The sequence below is a fragment of the Leptospira sp. GIMC2001 genome, from assembly GCF_028462125.1.
Lineage (GTDB): Bacteria > Spirochaetota > Leptospiria > Leptospirales > Leptospiraceae.
Map to the genome: position 1 here is coordinate 305,239 of NZ_CP115468.1, position 17,256 is coordinate 322,494.

Below are 17,256 nucleotides of genomic sequence, written 5' to 3' on the forward strand. Positions count from 1 at the left end.
TGATTTTCTAAAAATGGAGAGATTGAAAGAGCAGAAATGCTATGTTTTTATCTAAATTGATTCTTTATTCGCAAATACTTCCATCCCTTCTTCAAGAGTATTGAAAATATTGAGTAAACCCACTAACTTTGTTAATTCGAGAACGTAATTCACTTTTTGTGATGGAGAACATAGGTTGATACCACCGCCCGCCTTATAGATTTTAGAATGAAGACCAAGAAATACGCCCAATCCAGAAGAATCAATATAAGTAACATCACCAAGATCGATAAATATTTTATTTCGTCCTTCTATCAATAGCTTTTCAATGATCTCTTTTATATGCTGTGAGCTATATAGATTGATCTCACCTTCGAGCTTAATGACCGCTGCAGAGTCTTCAATCTTTGCAGGAAGAATTCCTGTTATGCGGAACATACGCATATCACCGCTATCGATTTCGAGAGATAGTTTGTGATTGTCGTTCATTAAATTATTTCCCTAACTCCGTCAGAAATCTTAAATTGATAAAAGTCGGCTCGCATTCCGAATTCGACTTTGTAGGCCTGATCTATCTTGGCTCGAGTGTCATCCATGCGACCTATTTGATCAATCACAAGTATACATCCACCAAAGCCACCGCCAATCATCCTTGCTCCAATTATCTTCTCCTTTCGTAAGGTTTCTACTAGAAAATCGGTTTCTCGGCAAGAAACCTCGAAATATTTTGACAAAGAATCGTGACATTCATAGAGAGCATTACCGACATCAATAAAGTTTCCATCTCTCAGTCCTGCAATGACTCGCTCCGTTCTCGCTTTTTCAGTAATGACGTGTTTGACCCTTTTTAATTCATTATCTGAAAGTCCAAGACTTGCAAGATCTGTACTTGACTCTAAGGAATAAAGGTTCAAGAGACCTGGATGGATTTTTTGTATTTTCCTTAATGCGTTTTCGCAATCTGCTCGCCTATCATTATAAGCTGAGTCCTTTAACGAGTGCTTTACATTGGATTGGATGAGATAGAACTCGTGGTTGCCCAGATCAAAATGGTGATATTCAAATTTTAAACTTGAAGTATCCAGTGATATGCAATGCTTTTCCTTGCCCCAAGCAATGATAAACTGATCCATTATTCCGCAATTGGTTCCTACAAAATGGTTTTCGGCTGCTTGTCCGATGAGGGCTATTTCCGTTCTATCCAGTCCAAGTTGAAATACTTCATTGATTGCATATCCGACGGATACTTCCACTGCTGCAGAACTGGAAAGTCCAGCTCCTTGTGGAATATTGCCTTCCAGACTTAAGTCAAAACCTGGAACTTCGAATCCGCGCTCCATAAATTGATCAATCACACCGAGTATATAATTTGCCCAGGGTGCCTTATCTGATTTTGTGATTTCATTCGTTTCCCAGAAGGACATAAAATCTTCTGAATAGAGCCGGTAACCACTAGTTCCATTGGGTCGAATGGTTGCATTGATATGGAAATCAATGGCTGCTGGAAGAACAATTCCTCCTAAATAATCTACATGCTCTCCGATGATATTGATTCTTGCTGGTGCTTGAAATTTTCTTTCTTTTATCGATCCATTTCCCGTACCGAATTGTTTTATAAATGCTTCGCTCACATCAATGGTTTAAAATCGAAACGAAATTTTGAATAGAAGATTTTTCAGATTTTTCTTGTCTTTCTTCTCTATCTTGCTCAAGCTTGTGGGATGAATCAAATTCAAATACTTGCTCGTTTTGCAGAATCATTTATGAACCCACCCAAATGGGAGGCCATACTCAAGCAATCTGCCAAAGCGATGGATATGCTGCTTGCAGGAAATGGTGCCGGAAGTGAATATCTAGGTTGGGTGAATCTGCCGAGCGGTATAACAAATGAAGAGTTGGTTCGAATAGAAAAGACAGCAGAACGAATTCGCAATCAATCCGAATACTTGGTCGTTGTCGGAATCGGCGGGTCCTACTTGGGTGCAAGAGCTGTGATTGAATCAGTCTGCAATCCATTTGATTCTTATAGAACCGAAAAATCCAAAACCAAAATTCTCTACGCTGGTCATCACCTTGATCCAGACTACCATCGTGATCTATTGGATTTTCTTGCTGAGAAAGAATTTTCTGTAAATGTGATTTCTAAATCAGGAACGACTACTGAGCCTGCGGTAGCCTTCCGATTGCTCATAGATCTACTTGAGAAGAAATACGGTAAAGATGGAACCAAAAGTCGCGTTATAGCAACGACTGACTCAACCAAAGGTGCACTAAAAAAGTTTTCAGATGAATATGGATTTGAGACTTATGTAATTCCTGATGATGTGGGCGGTCGTTATTCAGTGCTAACGCCTGTTGGATTGATTCCCATCGCAGTTTCGGGAGCCAACATACGAGCTCTAGTATCTGGTGCTCAGGCGATGCAAAAGGTTTTGACAGAAGAAAAAGATCCATCCAAAAATTTAGCATGTCGTTATGCTTCTCTTCGTAATACTTTATACCTCACTGGCAAAAAAATAGAAATCCTTGTGAATTACAATCCAGCTCTGCATTTTGTCGCAGAATGGTGGAAGCAATTGTATGGAGAGAGTGAAGGCAAGGGCAAAAAGGGAATCTTTCCTGCAAGCGTTGATCTTACCACTGATTTGCATTCCATGGGTCAATATCTACAGGATGGAGAGCGAACTATTTTTGAGACAGTCATTCGAGTAGAGACTACTAAACGAGATATTGAACTAACAGCACGGGACGGTGACGTTGATGGGTTGAACTATCTTGCAGGCAAGTCTTTATCTTGGGTTGGATCTAAGGCTACACTTGGAACACTTGTCGCCCACACTGATGGTTCTGTCCCATGTATAGAAATTGTTATCCCAAAATTGGATGAAGAGAATATTGGAGCACTATTGTACTTCTTTGAATTTGCTTGCGGAGTGTCCGGTTACATTCTAGGGGTCAATCCATTTGATCAACCTGGAGTTGAAGACTACAAGAACAATATGTTCGCACTTCTTGGTAAGAAAGGATATGAAGATCGAAAAGATGATATCGAGAAAAAAATTTGATCTTTACCATCTTTGAAATTGTTTCTATCCGAAAATTTATTTCAACTCAAGAACTGTAAATTCAACTCTGCGGTTTTTGAGTCTTCCTTCTTTTGTTCGATTGGTTGCAACTGGATCCAACTCACCATAACCCCGTTTGCTTAGGTTTGAATCGGATACACCTTTGCCTTTGAGATAGTTATAAACTACAGATGCTCGTTCCTCGGATAACTTTTGGTTATCTTCTTTGGTTCCAATCCAACAAGTATGACCTTCGATACGAACAATCATTTGGTTGTGCTTGTTCAAGATAGTTGCCAATTCATCCAAGGCTTTTTTGCCTTCGGAGGTTAGATCATCTTGGTTACGAACAAAAGGAACTTCTAAGTAATTCACAAAACTGATGCTACTCTTGAGTGAGTTGATATTGTAAGCTTTTCGAACTACAGGAGCTGCATTGCCTGGTTCTCTAGAAAACTCTTCCGATCCAGGTCCTTCATCTTTTGATTCTTTTTGTTTGTTCTCAACAAGTTTTTCGGATTTTTTGATTTCCTCAGCTTCTTTCTTGGTTTCTAGTTCTTTGTCTTTTCTAGAATATTCGGGATCTTCAATAGGTTCATCATTATTGGATCCAAACCAAGAATTCGAGGCTTCTTTTACATCATCATCTGATTTATTCGGAGATTCATCAATTGTCTCAAAACCCTTAGGATCAGAAACTTCATTTGCATCAGATTTCGGGCGACATACGCTCCAAGTTATTCCTAATAGCATAAGAACAAATAGTACAATTAAACCAATTCGAATCATTCTTTTTCTCCTTTTGTTCTCAAGTGCTGCGACTTCTTCCTCTTCTTCTTGTCGATATTCAACTAACTCTCTATAGTCGGAAGAGTCATCTTCTCTCAATGGAAAATCATCTTGATCATAATCTTCTTGTATTGATTCTGATGAACTATCCAGTTTACTTGAAGAAGAACTTGCCTTAGCTTTGGAAGATTTTGATTTCTTGGAAGATGAATCGCTGTCAGTAGCGTTCTTCTGAGCTTCCGTTATTTTTTTCAATTTGTCAACTTCCGTTAGAACCGGTGAAGATTGTATGGCAGCAAATCTTCTTATCTCACGACGGATGTATTCATCTGCTTCTGGAGTGAAGAGATAGTTGGCTCGAATGTACTTCATCGATTTTTTTTCTACATCAGTATATTCTTGCCCGTCAACGAGAGCCTCAAATAATTCCTGGGCTAGATCCATTCCGATGACAGGTTTGCCACCTTTTGCGTTAGCTTCAGCTTTCTCAGCGACTTCTAACATCGCGCGATCGTAGGTTTTGCCTTTGATTTGTTTGTAATATGAATCTGCCATAACTTTGTACCTTATTATCGGTTTCTATCCATTGTTTCCCGAGTGGAAATCTGCCAAAAACCTATTGTTCCGTATCTTATATTGCAATGCACCTCGGCTTATGCCAAGCAATTTAGCTGCTTCTTCTTGAGTATGAACTCTTTGGAAGGCTTCTCGTATCCACATTGCTTCCAACCTTTCAGTAGCAATTTTAAGAGACAAATTGTCCGCAGGAGACAGAATTTCCATACCAGTAACTGGAGAAGCTATTTGAATATCCGAATCTTCCTTTATTCCAATAATCGGAAATTCAGATTTACCCATGATCTCACCCTGAAAGCTAGCAGGTTGAATCTCATCCTCTAAGTTTACAATGACGCTGTATTGGATGAGATTGCGAAGCTGACGCACATTTCCAGGCCAAGAATAATTGCTCAGAACTTTAATAGAGTCAGGAGCTAGAGTTTTATTCTTACCGTAGACGCCATTGAATTCCAGTAGAAAATAATGAGCAAGAAGAGGAATATCACCACGCCTTTCTCGAAGCGGTGGTAATCTCAATGGAATCTCAGCCAAGCGGTAGTATAAATCCAAATTGAATGATTCTTTTTCTAAATCTCCGATCAAGTCACGACTTGTTCCACTGATGATTCGCAAGTCCAGGGCAATAGGCTTTTCACCTTTTCCTCTTTGAAGAGTTCCTTGCTTCAATACTTGAAGTAGTCGTTTCTGAAGTTCAGATGGAAGATCTCCAATTGCATCTATGAAAAGAGTTCCTTTATGTGCGCGTTCCAATTTACCAAAGATGATTCTTCCTTCGGTACCCACTTCTCCTGCTCCAAACATTTCCACTTCGAGCAGGTCGCCCGATAGAGCGGAGCAATCAACTATTTCAAAAGGTCCTTCTCTGCGACTCGATAAACGATGCAGAGCTTTGGCAACAAGTTGTTTCCCAGCGCCTTCTTCTCCAATGATGAGGACAGAAGTCTCTGTTGATGCAACGTTCCGAATTCTGGTTTTGAGAAAAAGCATCTGTGCATCAAAACCAATTATACTTTCAATTGGGTCTGAACTTGACTTATTCAGATTGACCGCTTCTTTTGTAATTCTTTCTTCTAAAAGCACAAAGGTGAGTTGATTCGCAAATACTTTCGCTCGACTAATGGTTGTTGGAGCAAAATGATCAACTTTATCAGATTCTATATTCAAAACACCGATTGTTTGACCTTGAGCAATCAAAGGAATTGCCAATTCTGATTGAACGGATTCAATCAATTTCACATAACTTGGATCATTGCTGACATCAGGTGAATAAACCACTTCTTTATTTGCAGCAGATTGCCCGGTGATCCCAACGCTAAATGGGAATTTTGCAGCAAGTTTTTTCTCACCGTCCATTCCTTTGGCGGCAACGATGGTCAATAATTTCTGTTCTGGGTCAGCAAGGGAAATCGATCCAGTCGTTGCATCGAAGAGACGCAAAGATTCCTCTAATATATAATCCATTTTTGCAGAAATCGTGGGTTTATTACGCAATTCTACTTGAATATGAGAGATCAGCTCGGAGAAATCTTTTTCTTCACTAATGACATCCATTCAGTTTAGACCTTCGCGATTTCCTTTTTTAAGGTGCGTGATTTCAAAAATGCCATAATAAACGGCTCTAATTCACCATCCATAACTGCTTGTACATTTCCAGTTTCATGTTCGGTTCTATGATCTTTTACCATATTGTAAGGATGGAACACATAACTACGAATTTGTGAACCCCAAGCGATGTCTCTCTTCTCGCCGCCAGATTTTTCTTTTTCTTCGTCAGCTTTCTGCTTTTCAATCTCATACAAACGTGCTTTGAGCATTTTCATAGCAGTGTCTCGGTTCTTGATCTGCGATCTTTCATTCTGACAAGATACAACAACTCCAGTCGGAAGATGGGTCATTCGAACAGCAGAATCTGTTGTGTTGACGTGCTGACCACCAGAACCAGAAGAACGGAACACATCAACTCGTAAGTCCTTATCATCAATTTGAATATCTATGGTATCATCTAACTCTGGTGTTACGTAGACAGATACGAACGATGTATGTCTTTTTTTGTTTGCATCAAAGGGAGAAATTCGAACCAATCTATGAATTCCTGATTCACCCTTAAGATATCCAAAAGCATTTTCACCTTGTACATAAATTGTTGCATTCTTTATGCCAGCCGCATCACCTTCTTGGTAGTCGACAAGCTGAGACCGATATCCTTTCTTTTCAAGATAACGACTAAACATTCGAAGAAGCATCTCAGCCCAATCTTGGCTCTCAGTACCACCTGCTCCCGGATGAATATTGATGAAAGCATTACAAGCGTCATCCTTACCGCGAAGAGCTTCCGACATTTCTAGTGTCTCAAATCTCTCCATGATCGAAGCATAATCCTCGTTCAAGGACTGTGCTCCTTTTTCGCCTAATTCTTCGATTGTCATTTCAATTAAATCAGGAAAGTCAAAAAGTTCTTTCCTAAGTTCCAACCAGGGTTCAATCTTTGCGGACAATTCATTTTTCTTTTGAGTTACATTACGAGCCTCATCAGGATTGTCCCAGAGATGTGGGTCTGTAGATCTTTCTTCGAGAGATCGCAATCGATCTAGATCTTCCTGTAAATTTAAAGTACGCCAATAATTTTGAAAAGTGTCAATCGCCTCTTTGCTGAGACGAAGTAGTTCTTTGGGAGGTTTATAATCCATTCAAGAAAGAAATCTCACGCCTAGGGAATTTTTCAAGGAGAAAACAGGGTCTTTATTTTTTGCCTTTGACGATTTCCCCCTATACAGGATTTTAGTACCAAACTTTGTCATAACAGGGGCGACCATGCTTGATTTTTCACTAACGGACGAGCAGAAAGCAGTTCGAGACTTGGCACGCGATTTTGCCAAAAATGAAATGATTCCTAACGCGGAACACCACGATAAAACAGGTGAATACCCGCTCGAAATACTAAAAAAAGCATGGGGAATCGGGCTCATGAATATCCATATCGAACCAGAATACGGTGGAGCAGGTATGGGCGATCTAGACGAAGTCATCATGAATGAAGAGCTTTTTGCTGGATGTTCTGGAATGGCAACAGCTATGCTTGCGAATAATTTAGCTTTAGCACCCGTCTTGGTCGGTGCAAGCCACGAACTTAAAAAGAAATATCTCGCTCCGATGGCGGAAGAATTCCAAATCTGTGCTTATGCTGTAACAGAACCAGGTGCTGGATCCGATGTTGCAGGAATTCGAACAACAGCAAAAAGAGTAGGAGATGATTACATCATCAATGGATCTAAGATGTGGATCACTAATGCTGGTTATGCGAACTGGATGTTTGTTCTAACTAAGACGGATCCTTCTGCAGGACATAAAGCTATGACTGGTTTCATAGTCGATGCCAAGGCTCCTGGAGTGATCGTTGGCAAGAAAGAAAAGAATATGGGTCAGCGATGTTCAGATACTCGTGGTGTGACTTTCGAAGATGTGAAAGTCCCAGCTTCCAATATGGTTGGACGAGAGGGAGAAGGATTCAAAATTGCGATGGCAGCATTTGATCATACAAGGCCTGGAGTTGCTATGGGTGCAGTCGGTGTTGCAAAGGCTGCAATGGAGCATTCTATCCGTTATGCGAATACTCGAAATTCTTTTGGCAAACCCATCTCTGTCAATCAAGGCGTAAGTTTTATTCTTGCACAGATGGCTCGTGATGTGGAAGCAGGAAGACTTCTTTGTTACCAAGCTGCTTGGATGATTGATCAAGGTTATAGAAATACATACCAAGCATCTATCGCTAAGATGTTTTGTGCTGATATGTGTATGAGAGTTTGTACGGACGCAGTTCAAGTTTTTGGTGGATATGGATTCAATGAAGAATATCCAGTGGAGAAGCTAATGCGTGATGCCAAAATTTTCCAAATCTATGAAGGTACATCTCAGATACAAAGAGTCATCGTGTCCAAGTTTTTGAATGATGGCAAAGGAATAGAGGGTCCGAACGTCTGAAAGAATTCTCACTAAGTCTTGATGAATTCAGGGATAGATCCAAATTAGGAAACCTCATCCCTGTCTACAAACAACTATTATGTGATAAAGAAACTCCAGTCTCACTTTTTATGGACTGGGGAATGGATCATGCTGAAGATTCTGTTCTCTTGGAATCTGTAATTGCAGGGGAAACTCTCGGCAGAAATTCGTTTCTTGCAAGAGATCCTTTCATTGTCCTCAAAGGCAAGAAGGGAGTTTTCCAATTAACCGAGCGAGCAGAGGATGGTAGAACGTCGACAAAAGAAATAACATCTTCCGATCCTCTTAAAGTTTTAGAAGATACAATCGGAAGCCTGGTTCAAGTAGTCGATCCAAGACTTCCTTCATTCCAAGGTGGTGCAATCGGTTTCCTTGGCTATGATGCAATTCGCTACTACGAAAAAATTCAAGATATCAAACCAGATCTAGAGAATCATCCAGATGCATATTTTGCCATTTATCATAATATTCTAATTGTTGATCATATCAACCATACAGTGAAGATTCTGGCGAATGCTGATATCCGCAAACATAGTACACTCGATGAGTCATACCAGGCAACAATCGAATCTATTCGCAGAATCGAATCAGAAGTTTTTGAGAATCCCAAACCTCATGATTCTATAGTCATTTCCAATCCTGATGGAAATCCATTGGAGTTTGTTAATGTGATGGGGGATGACGATTATATCGAAGCAATTGCTAAGGCTAAGAAGCATATCTACGATGGGGACATTTTCCAAATTGTTCCTTCCAGAAAAATCCGATTCCAACCCGATGTCCCTAGCTTCCAAATTTATCGAGCACTTCGAGCAGTGAATCCAAGTCCTTATATGTATTTTGTAAAAACGGGAAGCTTGCAACTGGTCGGAAGCTCTCCCGAGATCTTAGTCAAGCATAGTCATTCTGTTACAACTCTGCGACCCATTGCTGGAACCAGACCAAGAGGCAAGGACAGGCAAGAAGATGAACATTTAGCTGCTGATCTACTAGCAGACAAAAAAGAAATTGCCGAACATATCATGTTAGTTGATCTCGGACGTAATGATTTGGGTCGCATATCTCAGCCTGGAACGGTTAAGGTGCAAGAATTCAAGATCATCGAAATGTATTCTCATGTGATGCATATAGTAAGCCAATGCATTGGCAAAATTCGCGCAGATAAAACTGTTTACGATGTAATCCGTGCAACTCTTCCAGCAGGAACCCTCTCTGGAGCTCCAAAAATTCGAGCGATGGAACTCATTGATGAACTTGAGAATAACCATCGTGGAATATATGGTGGTGGTCTTGGATATATATCTTTTGCAGGTGAGATGGATATGGCGATTATTATCCGAACTATAATCATTGATGACAAAGGTGCCTACTTGCAAGCAGGTGGTGGAATCGTTTATGATTCGGATCCAGAAACTGAACTCCAAGAAACCAAGAACAAAATGGCGGGAATGCTCAAAGCACTTGAATATGCAAGAGCTGGTCTTCGAGGAGAACTGAGATGATCCTTATAATTGATAATTATGATTCTTTTACATACAATTTATATCAATATGTAGGAGTGCATATCAAAGAAGTTGAGGTGATTCGAAATGACAAAATCACCCTGGATGAGATCAATAAATTATCACCTAGTGGAATCATCATTTCACCTGGACCTGGAAGACCGGAAGATGCTGGAATATCTGTTGATATCATTAAGAAATTTGCAGGACTCTATCCAATATTTGGAGTCTGTCTTGGACATCAGGCTATGGGTTATGCTCTGGGAGGTTCAATTGTCTCGGCTCCGACCATTATGCACGGTAAAGTTTCTGTAATAGAGCATAATAGTGAAGGAATATTTGAAGGATTACCGAGTCCTTTGAAAGCAACTCGCTATCATTCCCTAGTTATCAGCCCAGAATATTTCCCAAAAGAATTGGAGATTACAGCACAGACACAAGATGGCGTAATCATGGGTGTAAGGCATAAAGTTCACAGAAATATGTTTGGTGTTCAATTCCATCCTGAATCTGTGATGACTGAATCAGGATTGGAAATGGTGCAGAATTTCCTCAAAGTATGTAAGAAATGAATTATTTCAATCGATTACTTGGCTATTCTCTGTATTATAAGAATCGCTTCGTACTCGGTGTATTTTTCGCTCTCATCACAGCTCTACTAAATGGGATCTCTCTCACAGCTCTGATCCCTTTGTTTGATTCTCTCGGTGCTGACAAAAAAGCTCGATTTCAATTTGAACTTACACTTCCGGAGAAAGTGATTCTATTCAAAGAATCAACTTTCGGAGAGAAAAGTTTAGATGGCTTAGAGAGACTCAAAAAAGTTCTAATCGTTGTTAAGCAAGAAATTAATAGACATACTATAGATATGGAACCAAAAGAAGTAGTCTGGGCTGCTTGCATTTTCGTTCTTCCCTTGTATTTATTGAAGATGGGATTCTATCTCTTGTCTGTCTATTGTCTCGCGACGGCTGGATATCGTGCAGTAAGAGACATTCGTCAAGAATTATTTGATAAAGTACAAAGGCTTCCTTTAACCTATTTCTATAAAGAAAAAACTGGTCTTATCATGAGTCGCGTGATCAATGATGCGGAAATCGTTGCGGCAGTAATCTCTAGTAATTTTCGGGATGCTACTATAAACTTTTTCTACGTTGTTACACATCTTATGATTCTAGTATATCTGAATACGGAATTATTGGTGTATGCCTGTCTATTGGTACCTGTTGTGATTTTTCCCGTTACCTTGTTCACCAAAAAGATTTCTAAATCCACTGAGAAATCCCAAGAGAGAATGGCAGATCTAAATGGTCATGTCCAAGAAGTAATCTCTGGAATACGAGTGATTCGTACTTTTGTTTCGGAGAAATATGAACAGAGTAAATTCCAAGAAATTAACCAAAAGGTTTACCGTAGAATTTTTAAAGGACAATACTATCTTCAAATGGCTCCGAGTCTTGTTGAGCTAACTTCTTCTATGGTAGTTCTCGGATTCTTTGCGTTAGGTGCTAGTTTTATCTATTCTGGTAAATTCACGCAAGGTGAGTTTATGGCATTTCTTTTGACGCTATTGTTTTTGCTTCGACCTCTCACTCAACTATCTCAGATGGTTGGAAAAATCACTCAAGCCAATACTGCAGGCAAGCGAATATTTGAAATCATTGATATGGAAACTGGCTCGGAAGAGAAAAGTGGTGAGCTCGAACTACCTGAATTATCTCAGAGCATTAAATTTGAAAACATTTTCTTCACTTATCCTGGAACTTCCACTTCTGTATTAAAAAATCTTAGTCTTCAAATTAAAATTGGAGAGACTTACGCATTTGTAGGAACAAGTGGATCCGGAAAGTCAACTCTCATGGATCTACTTCCTAGATTTTATGATCCAACTCGAGGTCGAATTCTTTTTGATAATGTTGACATTCGCGATCTTACTTTGAAAAATTTGCGCTCGAAGATTGGAATTGTTACACAAGATATATTTTTATTTTCGGGTTCTGTCTTAGATAATATTGCTTACGGTGCAGATAATGTTACTAAGAAGGATGTAATTCGTGCCGCAAGACTTGCTCATGCTCATGATTTTATAAAGAAAATGGATCATGGTTATGAAACTATGTTAGGCGTTAGAGGACTGAATCTATCAGGCGGACAGAGGCAAAGGCTAGTTATTGCGCGAGCTCTTTTGAGAGATCCAGAGATTCTTATTTTGGATGAAGCGACTTCTGCCTTAGACGCTGAGAGTGAGAAACTTGTATCTGAAGCTCTAGATCGATTGTTAAAAAACAGAACCACTTTTATCATCGCTCATCGTTTATCTACGATTCGAAAGGTTAAGAATATAGTCGTATTGCAAGATGGTGAGATTCAAGAAATGGGTAATCACGAATCTTTGATCGCCATGAATGGAATTTATAAGAAATTAAATGACAATCAATTCGCAGGAACATAGATCAGGATATGAAAAAAATTTTAATAGTAGATGATAACGATACTTATGCAAGAAATTTACAGACCTATTATTCTGGATTAGGCTATGAATGCGATCGAGCAGTAGATGCAGCTGAAGGCTGGAAGAAATATTCCGAAAGTAAAAAATCAATGAATTCGGAAACTATGAATTCAAACTCGATAAACCAAAAATCTATAAACTCAAACACCAAAAATTCAGACTCTATAAATTCAAAGACTAAAAATGAATCTGACTCAATAGATAAGTCCGATTCTCGATCAGTATCCGATTATGAAATTATAATTACTGATATCACGATGGAAACACAAACGTCTGGATTGTGGTTTATTCGTCGGGTTCACCGCGATGGCTACCAAGGTGTAAAAATTATCGCAACGACAGGATTTGATGTTCCTGGTGTAATGATGATTTCTAAATTGATTCTTCCTTGGTTTGCTGGTATCAAATTCATGATTCCAAAAGTTCCTCTAAAAAAAGGCGAGGTTGTCCTGATTCCAGTTTAATCGTTAGATAGAAATCTGTCTAATTGGAGAATTTGGATTGGTTCGTGTTCGGGTATATATTTACTCATAAATTATTTATTGAATTCTAGATTTTTGACTTCAATTCAAGAATAACTTCTGCCGCGAAATCCCAACTCTGCCAAATCATAATAGCTCCCGAAACAACCATTGTAAACAGGACGATTCTTAGAAACCAGACATTGCTAATTCTGCTCAATAGCATTTTACCAAAAAAAGAACCAATGATTCCAGATACTCCGATTATTGTTCCGCAAAATATTACAATAAAAGGAAAGTTACCTAATGTAAAGTATGTGATAATTTTGACAATATGAATTAGCATTTCATTTGCTGTTCTAGTCCCTAATAGCTTTTCTTTACTGAGTCCGTATTTTAGGTAGATGATATTCATTAGCGGACCTACTCCTCCAATCAAACCTGAAAGAAATGCAACAAAAATTCCTATAAAAAGGAAAGGAATCATCCCAATCGTTTTGGGAATTTCTTCTGAATCAAGATCATGATTGATATCAATTGAATCGCTTGCTATGTTTTCTAGAGAATTGGTAATATTTGTTTCTTCTGATTTCTGAGGTGATCTAGCCTTATTAATAAATTGAAAAATTGATAATATCAAAAAAATTCCAATGATCAATTGAATCCAATCCGAGTTGGAATTCACAAGAATATATGCTCCAGCAAATGCGGCGATTGATGAAGGTATCGCATACCATTTAACTAAATCCCAATCAATTGAATTGCGAAACATCCAGATTCGTGAAACACCTGTTATAGATGTTCCGATTGTCATTACAGGTGCCACATAGATTCCACCGAGTAGCATAGACAATAACGGCATAAGCAATAAACTTGCTCCGCCGCCAGAAAGTGTTGATTGAAAAAAGGATAAAAATGAAATTAAAAAAAAGAGTAAGATTCCCATTGGTTTATAAGTCTAATAGTCAATATTTCATAAAAGTTTAAGATGCGAAACCTTTTTCTTCCCAATTTATTATTCATACTTTTTTTTGCTGTACAATGTAGTACGGTACAAGTAGTACCGCAACAGCCTCATCCAAAAGATCGCGTTGAGAAAATTATTCCTGGAGAAAGTTATGTTGAGGAACCGGAAAAAGTTGAGCCTGCCTTAATTAAATTCATGCGCGAGGATCTAGAGAAAGCATCAGACTTAATAGAGAATCTTATCAAAGGCAAAAAGAATTCAGAATCAATTACACCGGCCAAAGATAAATTGAAAAAACAAGAATTTGAAGAATTGGAACCCTTGCCTAAAAACTAAGAGGTCTTAATCTGGGACAATATATTATGGTTCCGAATTCTTCATTCTATCAACTTACTCCTGATCAAATTTTTACATCTTTGGAAGATGCAGGATACAAGACAAGTGGTCATTGCTTAGCTCTAAATAGTTTAGAAAACAGAGTTTACAGAATTGGAATCGAAGATGGAAGCGCAGTTGTCGCAAAATTTTATAGACCTGGTCGTTGGAATTTAGATCAGATTCGTGAAGAACATCAATTCTTATTTGAGTTAATCGAGAATGAGATTCCGGTAATTGCACCTCTGCAATTTCCAGATGGAGATACAGTTCGTACAACTCTAGGTGACATTCATTTTTCTATCTGGCCACTTCACAATGGAAGAATCGTTGAGGAGATAAAAGAAACGGATCTTCCTGTTTTGGGTCGATGGTTAGGAAGGTTACACAATATCGGAAGTTCTAAACCAAGCAATTCTCGAACCCAACTTGATGTTGAAGCATACGGGATGCCATCTCTACAATTGATACTCAATTCGGACTGGATGGCAGCGAGTATGGCTAAGCGATACGAATTAGCTTCTAAAAAAATATTTCAACAATTTATTGAAAAAAGTAAAAATATAAAATTTCAAAGAATTCATGGTGATTGCCATAAAGGCAATCTATTGATCAATGAACATGGATTTTCTTTTCTTGACTTTGATGATTTTATGACTGGGCCAACCGTTCAAGATCTTTGGATGTTGCTTCCTTTTGGTGATTCAAAAGCTGAGAATGACCGTGATCTATTTCTTTCTGGATATAGAGAGTTTCGTGAATTTAATGTATCTGCTTTTGACTTGATAGAACCATTGCGTGGAATTCGATTTATATATTATTCAGCATGGATTGCGAAGCGATGGGATGATCCTTCTTTTCCCAATGCTTTTCCTAATTTTGGAACAGAGGAGTTCTGGGAGAAAGAAGTGCGTGATCTTGAAATTCTATCCAGTGATTTCCCGAAAGAAAACTACTTCGAGAATCAGGAAGTGGGCATTGACGAAGGAGACTCCAATGCTTCACTCACGAACAAAGACTTGTTCTGGGATTGGGAAGAATAAAACTATTCAGATTCTGGTTTTGGATTCGTGGACGTTTTGTTAGTTCCAGGATCGAAAAGATTTTGGTGCTTACCCGTTTCCAAGTTTTCTAACTTCGCTGGTTTGTTGGAACCAGGTTTTGAGATAGAAATCAATTGCATCTTTTTGCCAAAAATCCAACCCCGAGAATATCTTGCTTTGGTTCCAGCGATTCGATTCTCAAAAGTAACATCGCGATATACATCTTCCAATAATGATTCACCTACTCGAACAACATATCGCTTAGGAGTAGCCTTGTGAACGATTCCGACATCGGTTAACCGTACCATGTTTTTAACAGTTGCACGTTCATTTGGTTGGGTTCTCAGAAAATCTTCCTGAACCATCACCAATCCATAGAGTCCAAATGCTTTTCGCTTAAGTAGTAATTGTCCAACTCGCTCAAGAATTTTCTCGTCTTCGTAGAGCTGAGATGCTCTCACAAGAAAAAAAGTCGCCGCCAACTCTGAACTCTGCCCAATAGCCTCAAGAATTTCTAATGTCAATTGAGGGTAATCGTTGAGAGATTCTTCTAATACCTTTAACGAGTCTGGAGTATTGTGAATTACTAATGATTCAATAGAAGCTGTTTTCAATTCTTTATCGTCAACAGCCAAATACTTTCTTATCAATTCTAAATCAGCTGGAACTCGGAAGTATCCAAGTCCACGCAAAGATTCAGCTATAACGATGATTTTGTCAGACGTTAAACCTCGACTCAAAATAAGCTCTCGTCCAACTGGGTCTTTGGTCTTACCAAGTCCATGAAAAGAAGGAGCTTGGATTTCTGGATCGTTTGACTTACTTCCAGCAATAAAATAACTCAGTGAGCTTTTATGACCAATTTCAGCTAATGCTTTAAAGGCGGCAGTCCGAACTACATAGCCATCTTTATCTATGGCATTCTGTAGACTCCATCTACCTTGTTTGATTCTTCCCAAAGCAAGAGCTGCCGCTGCGCGGACACGAGGAATAGGATGGTAGAGTGTTAATTTTGCTAAAGACTTAACATTACGATTTGCTTCACCCCGAAATACTTGAATAAGTCCATCTTTTAATTGCTGGTTGTATTTTCGTTCGAGTCTTTCTTGTTCGCTAATCTCTTCTTCTGGATTTGTAACTTTACCAGTTGGACCATAAGTGCCTGGCAGTTTACGAATTTCTGGTCCGGCAATTTTGTTTTGATTGGATTCCGATTCCGAATTGTTTTGTACAATTCGTTCGGTTTTTTCTTCGGGAGGTTCTTCTTCAATCAATCCTTCAGCTTCAGTGCTATCTTTCGTAGCTTCTTCTTTGGATTCTTCCACTGTAGTTTTGGATGCATAATTATTTCCATCAGTCCGCAATCTTGTGATTTCGGCGAAAATTTTCGGAGCTTTGTCGGAATATATTTCTAACTCTTTTTCTATTCGATTGAGCTCGGCACTCACTGCAGGAAGACTCGACCTGCTTGCTCCAGAAAAGTCCGTATTCATCCTTGATTTAAGATCTTTTGTTTTGTTTTCTAAAATGGGAATTCCAGCTATGATTGCAGGAAGTTCTTCTTCAAGGTAAATTGCAGCTGCCATTTCTTGTTTAAGATCTTGAGAGTTTTGTAATTTATTGATTGCAGATTCTGCAACATTCTCGCCTAATTTGAGCGTGATTATTGATTTATTCGCTTGTTCAATAAGACCGTCATATTCAGGTTTATTGGTTATGATTTTTTCTGATCTGATTCCTCGTAGAGGATCAAGGTTTGAGTTCTCTAAATTTGCAAATTTAGAATTTACATCTGATAGTTTGACTTGTTGCTTTGTAACACAACTGACTGTTAGAACCAGGGCACAAAAAAGTATGATAAGATTATTAAGAAAAAAATTTCCTGGATTCCTCATGTCTAAATTATCGGTTCAAAAAGACCCCTGATTAATTTGCTTGACAAAAAATTATGCAGAACTTCCAATCTAATTAGGAAAAGGAGACCA

General features: G+C 38.8%; 14 protein-coding genes and 2 pseudogenes. 9 read left to right on the forward strand and 7 right to left on the reverse strand.

The genetic code is table 11. The annotated features are described in order from the left end of the window. Positions 1–51: 51 nt before the first annotated feature. Positions 52–468, reverse strand: coding sequence for an STAS domain-containing protein (locus O4O04_RS02940; RefSeq protein ID WP_272534073.1), 417 nt, complete (start codon positions 466–468; stop codon positions 52–54). Continuing rightward, the gene (gene galK / locus O4O04_RS02945) at positions 468–1,610 is read right to left on the reverse strand and encodes a galactokinase (protein WP_272534075.1); all 1,143 of its coding nucleotides are present in this window, start codon (positions 1,608–1,610) and stop codon (positions 468–470) included. Before galK ends, O4O04_RS02940 begins: the two co-directional genes overlap by 1 nt. A gap of 90 nt (positions 1,611–1,700) precedes the next feature. Between galK and O4O04_RS02950 the strand changes: the two genes are divergently transcribed. Beyond that, a complete protein-coding gene (locus O4O04_RS02950; RefSeq protein WP_272534076.1) occupies positions 1,701–3,044 on the forward strand; it encodes a glucose-6-phosphate isomerase in 1,344 nt (447 codons plus the stop codon). Between the two features lie 36 nt (positions 3,045–3,080). Here the strand turns inward: O4O04_RS02950 and O4O04_RS02955 are convergent, their stop codons facing one another. Genes O4O04_RS02955 through prfB form a run of 3 tightly spaced genes read right to left on the reverse strand, consistent with a single transcriptional unit; the run spans position 3,081 to position 7,099 of the window. Continuing rightward, entirely contained in the window at positions 3,081–4,388 is a 1,308-nt protein-coding gene (locus O4O04_RS02955) for an OmpA family protein (protein WP_272534078.1), read from the reverse strand. Between the two features lie 24 nt (positions 4,389–4,412). Continuing rightward, positions 4,413–5,963, reverse strand: coding sequence for a sigma 54-interacting transcriptional regulator (locus tag O4O04_RS02960; protein ID WP_272534080.1), 1,551 nt, complete (start codon positions 5,961–5,963; stop codon positions 4,413–4,415). A gap of 5 nt (positions 5,964–5,968) precedes the next feature. Beyond that, positions 5,969–7,099, reverse strand: coding sequence for a peptide chain release factor 2 (prfB, locus tag O4O04_RS02965; protein WP_272534082.1), 1,131 nt, complete (start codon positions 7,097–7,099; stop codon positions 5,969–5,971). Between the two features lie 124 nt (positions 7,100–7,223). Here prfB and O4O04_RS02970 point away from each other — a divergent pair, with 124 nt between their 5' ends. From O4O04_RS02970 to O4O04_RS02995, 6 genes and pseudogenes are all read left to right on the forward strand, one after another. Further along, the gene (locus O4O04_RS02970) at positions 7,224–8,390 is read left to right on the forward strand and encodes an acyl-CoA dehydrogenase family protein (protein ID WP_272534083.1); all 1,167 of its coding nucleotides are present in this window, start codon (positions 7,224–7,226) and stop codon (positions 8,388–8,390) included. 56 nt (positions 8,391–8,446) lie between these two features. Beyond that, positions 8,447–9,913 carry an anthranilate synthase component I gene (trpE, locus tag O4O04_RS02975; RefSeq protein ID WP_272536005.1) on the forward strand — a complete coding sequence of 489 codons (1,467 nt, stop codon included), beginning with the start codon at positions 8,447–8,449 and terminating at the stop codon, positions 9,911–9,913. Beyond that, on the forward strand, positions 9,910–10,485 hold the full coding sequence (locus O4O04_RS02980; protein WP_272534084.1) for an anthranilate synthase component II: 576 nt from the start codon (positions 9,910–9,912) through the stop codon (positions 10,483–10,485). The genes trpE and O4O04_RS02980 overlap by 4 nt, the downstream gene beginning before the upstream one ends. Next, positions 10,482–12,365 carry an ABC transporter ATP-binding protein gene (locus O4O04_RS02985; protein WP_272534086.1) on the forward strand — a complete coding sequence of 628 codons (1,884 nt, stop codon included), beginning with the start codon at positions 10,482–10,484 and terminating at the stop codon, positions 12,363–12,365. Before O4O04_RS02980 ends, O4O04_RS02985 begins: the two co-directional genes overlap by 4 nt. Positions 12,366–12,373: 8 nt before the next feature. After that, positions 12,374–12,508, forward strand: a pseudogene (locus O4O04_RS02990) (response regulator); the annotation flags it as partial. A gap of 156 nt (positions 12,509–12,664) precedes the next feature. Then, a pseudogene (locus O4O04_RS02995) lies at positions 12,665–12,889 on the forward strand (response regulator); the annotation flags it as partial. 85 nt (positions 12,890–12,974) lie between these two features. Here the strand turns inward: O4O04_RS02995 and O4O04_RS03000 are convergent. Next, entirely contained in the window at positions 12,975–13,832 is an 858-nt protein-coding gene (locus O4O04_RS03000) for a sulfite exporter TauE/SafE family protein (protein ID WP_272534087.1), read from the reverse strand. A 42-nt stretch (positions 13,833–13,874) separates the two neighbouring features. On the opposite strand from O4O04_RS03000, the gene O4O04_RS03005 reads away from it, so the two are divergent. Together O4O04_RS03005 and O4O04_RS03010 are read left to right on the forward strand one after the other, a co-directional pair. After that, positions 13,875–14,189 carry a hypothetical protein gene (locus tag O4O04_RS03005; RefSeq protein WP_272534088.1) on the forward strand — a complete coding sequence of 105 codons (315 nt, stop codon included), beginning with the start codon at positions 13,875–13,877 and terminating at the stop codon, positions 14,187–14,189. A gap of 23 nt (positions 14,190–14,212) precedes the next feature. Next, the gene (locus tag O4O04_RS03010; protein ID WP_442915946.1) at positions 14,213–15,271 is read left to right on the forward strand and encodes a serine/threonine protein kinase; all 1,059 of its coding nucleotides are present in this window, start codon (positions 14,213–14,215) and stop codon (positions 15,269–15,271) included. Positions 15,272–15,273: 2 nt separating this feature from the next. Here the strand turns inward: O4O04_RS03010 and O4O04_RS03015 are convergent, their stop codons facing one another. After that, complete coding sequence (locus tag O4O04_RS03015) at positions 15,274–17,166, reverse strand: HEAT repeat domain-containing protein (RefSeq protein WP_272534090.1); 1,893 nt, start codon at positions 17,164–17,166, stop codon at positions 15,274–15,276. Positions 17,167–17,256: the final 90 nt, after the last annotated feature.

Excerpts from the sequence above, each read along its gene's own strand:
- prfB (WP_272534082.1), bottom strand. The coding sequence starts at position 7,099 with ATGGATTATAAACCTCCCAAAGAACTACTTCGTCTCAGCAAAGAGGCG.
- O4O04_RS02955 (WP_272534078.1), bottom strand. The coding sequence starts at position 4,388 with ATGGCAGATTCATATTACAAACAAATCAAAGGCAAAACCTACGATCGC.
- O4O04_RS02980 (WP_272534084.1), top strand. The coding sequence starts at position 9,910 with ATGATCCTTATAATTGATAATTATGATTCTTTTACATACAATTTATAT.
- O4O04_RS03005 (WP_272534088.1), top strand. The coding sequence starts at position 13,875 with ATGCGAAACCTTTTTCTTCCCAATTTATTATTCATACTTTTTTTTGCT.
- O4O04_RS02985 (WP_272534086.1), top strand. The coding sequence starts at position 10,482 with ATGAATTATTTCAATCGATTACTTGGCTATTCTCTGTATTATAAGAAT.
- O4O04_RS03000 (WP_272534087.1), bottom strand. The coding sequence starts at position 13,832 with ATGGGAATCTTACTCTTTTTTTTAATTTCATTTTTATCCTTTTTTCAA.
- O4O04_RS02950 (WP_272534076.1), top strand. The coding sequence starts at position 1,701 with ATGAATCAAATTCAAATACTTGCTCGTTTTGCAGAATCATTTATGAAC.
- O4O04_RS03015 (WP_272534090.1), bottom strand. The coding sequence starts at position 17,166 with ATGAGGAATCCAGGAAATTTTTTTCTTAATAATCTTATCATACTTTTT.
- O4O04_RS02960 (WP_272534080.1), bottom strand. The coding sequence starts at position 5,963 with ATGGATGTCATTAGTGAAGAAAAAGATTTCTCCGAGCTGATCTCTCAT.
- O4O04_RS02970 (WP_272534083.1), top strand. The coding sequence starts at position 7,224 with ATGCTTGATTTTTCACTAACGGACGAGCAGAAAGCAGTTCGAGACTTG.
- O4O04_RS02940 (WP_272534073.1), bottom strand. The coding sequence starts at position 468 with ATGAACGACAATCACAAACTATCTCTCGAAATCGATAGCGGTGATATG.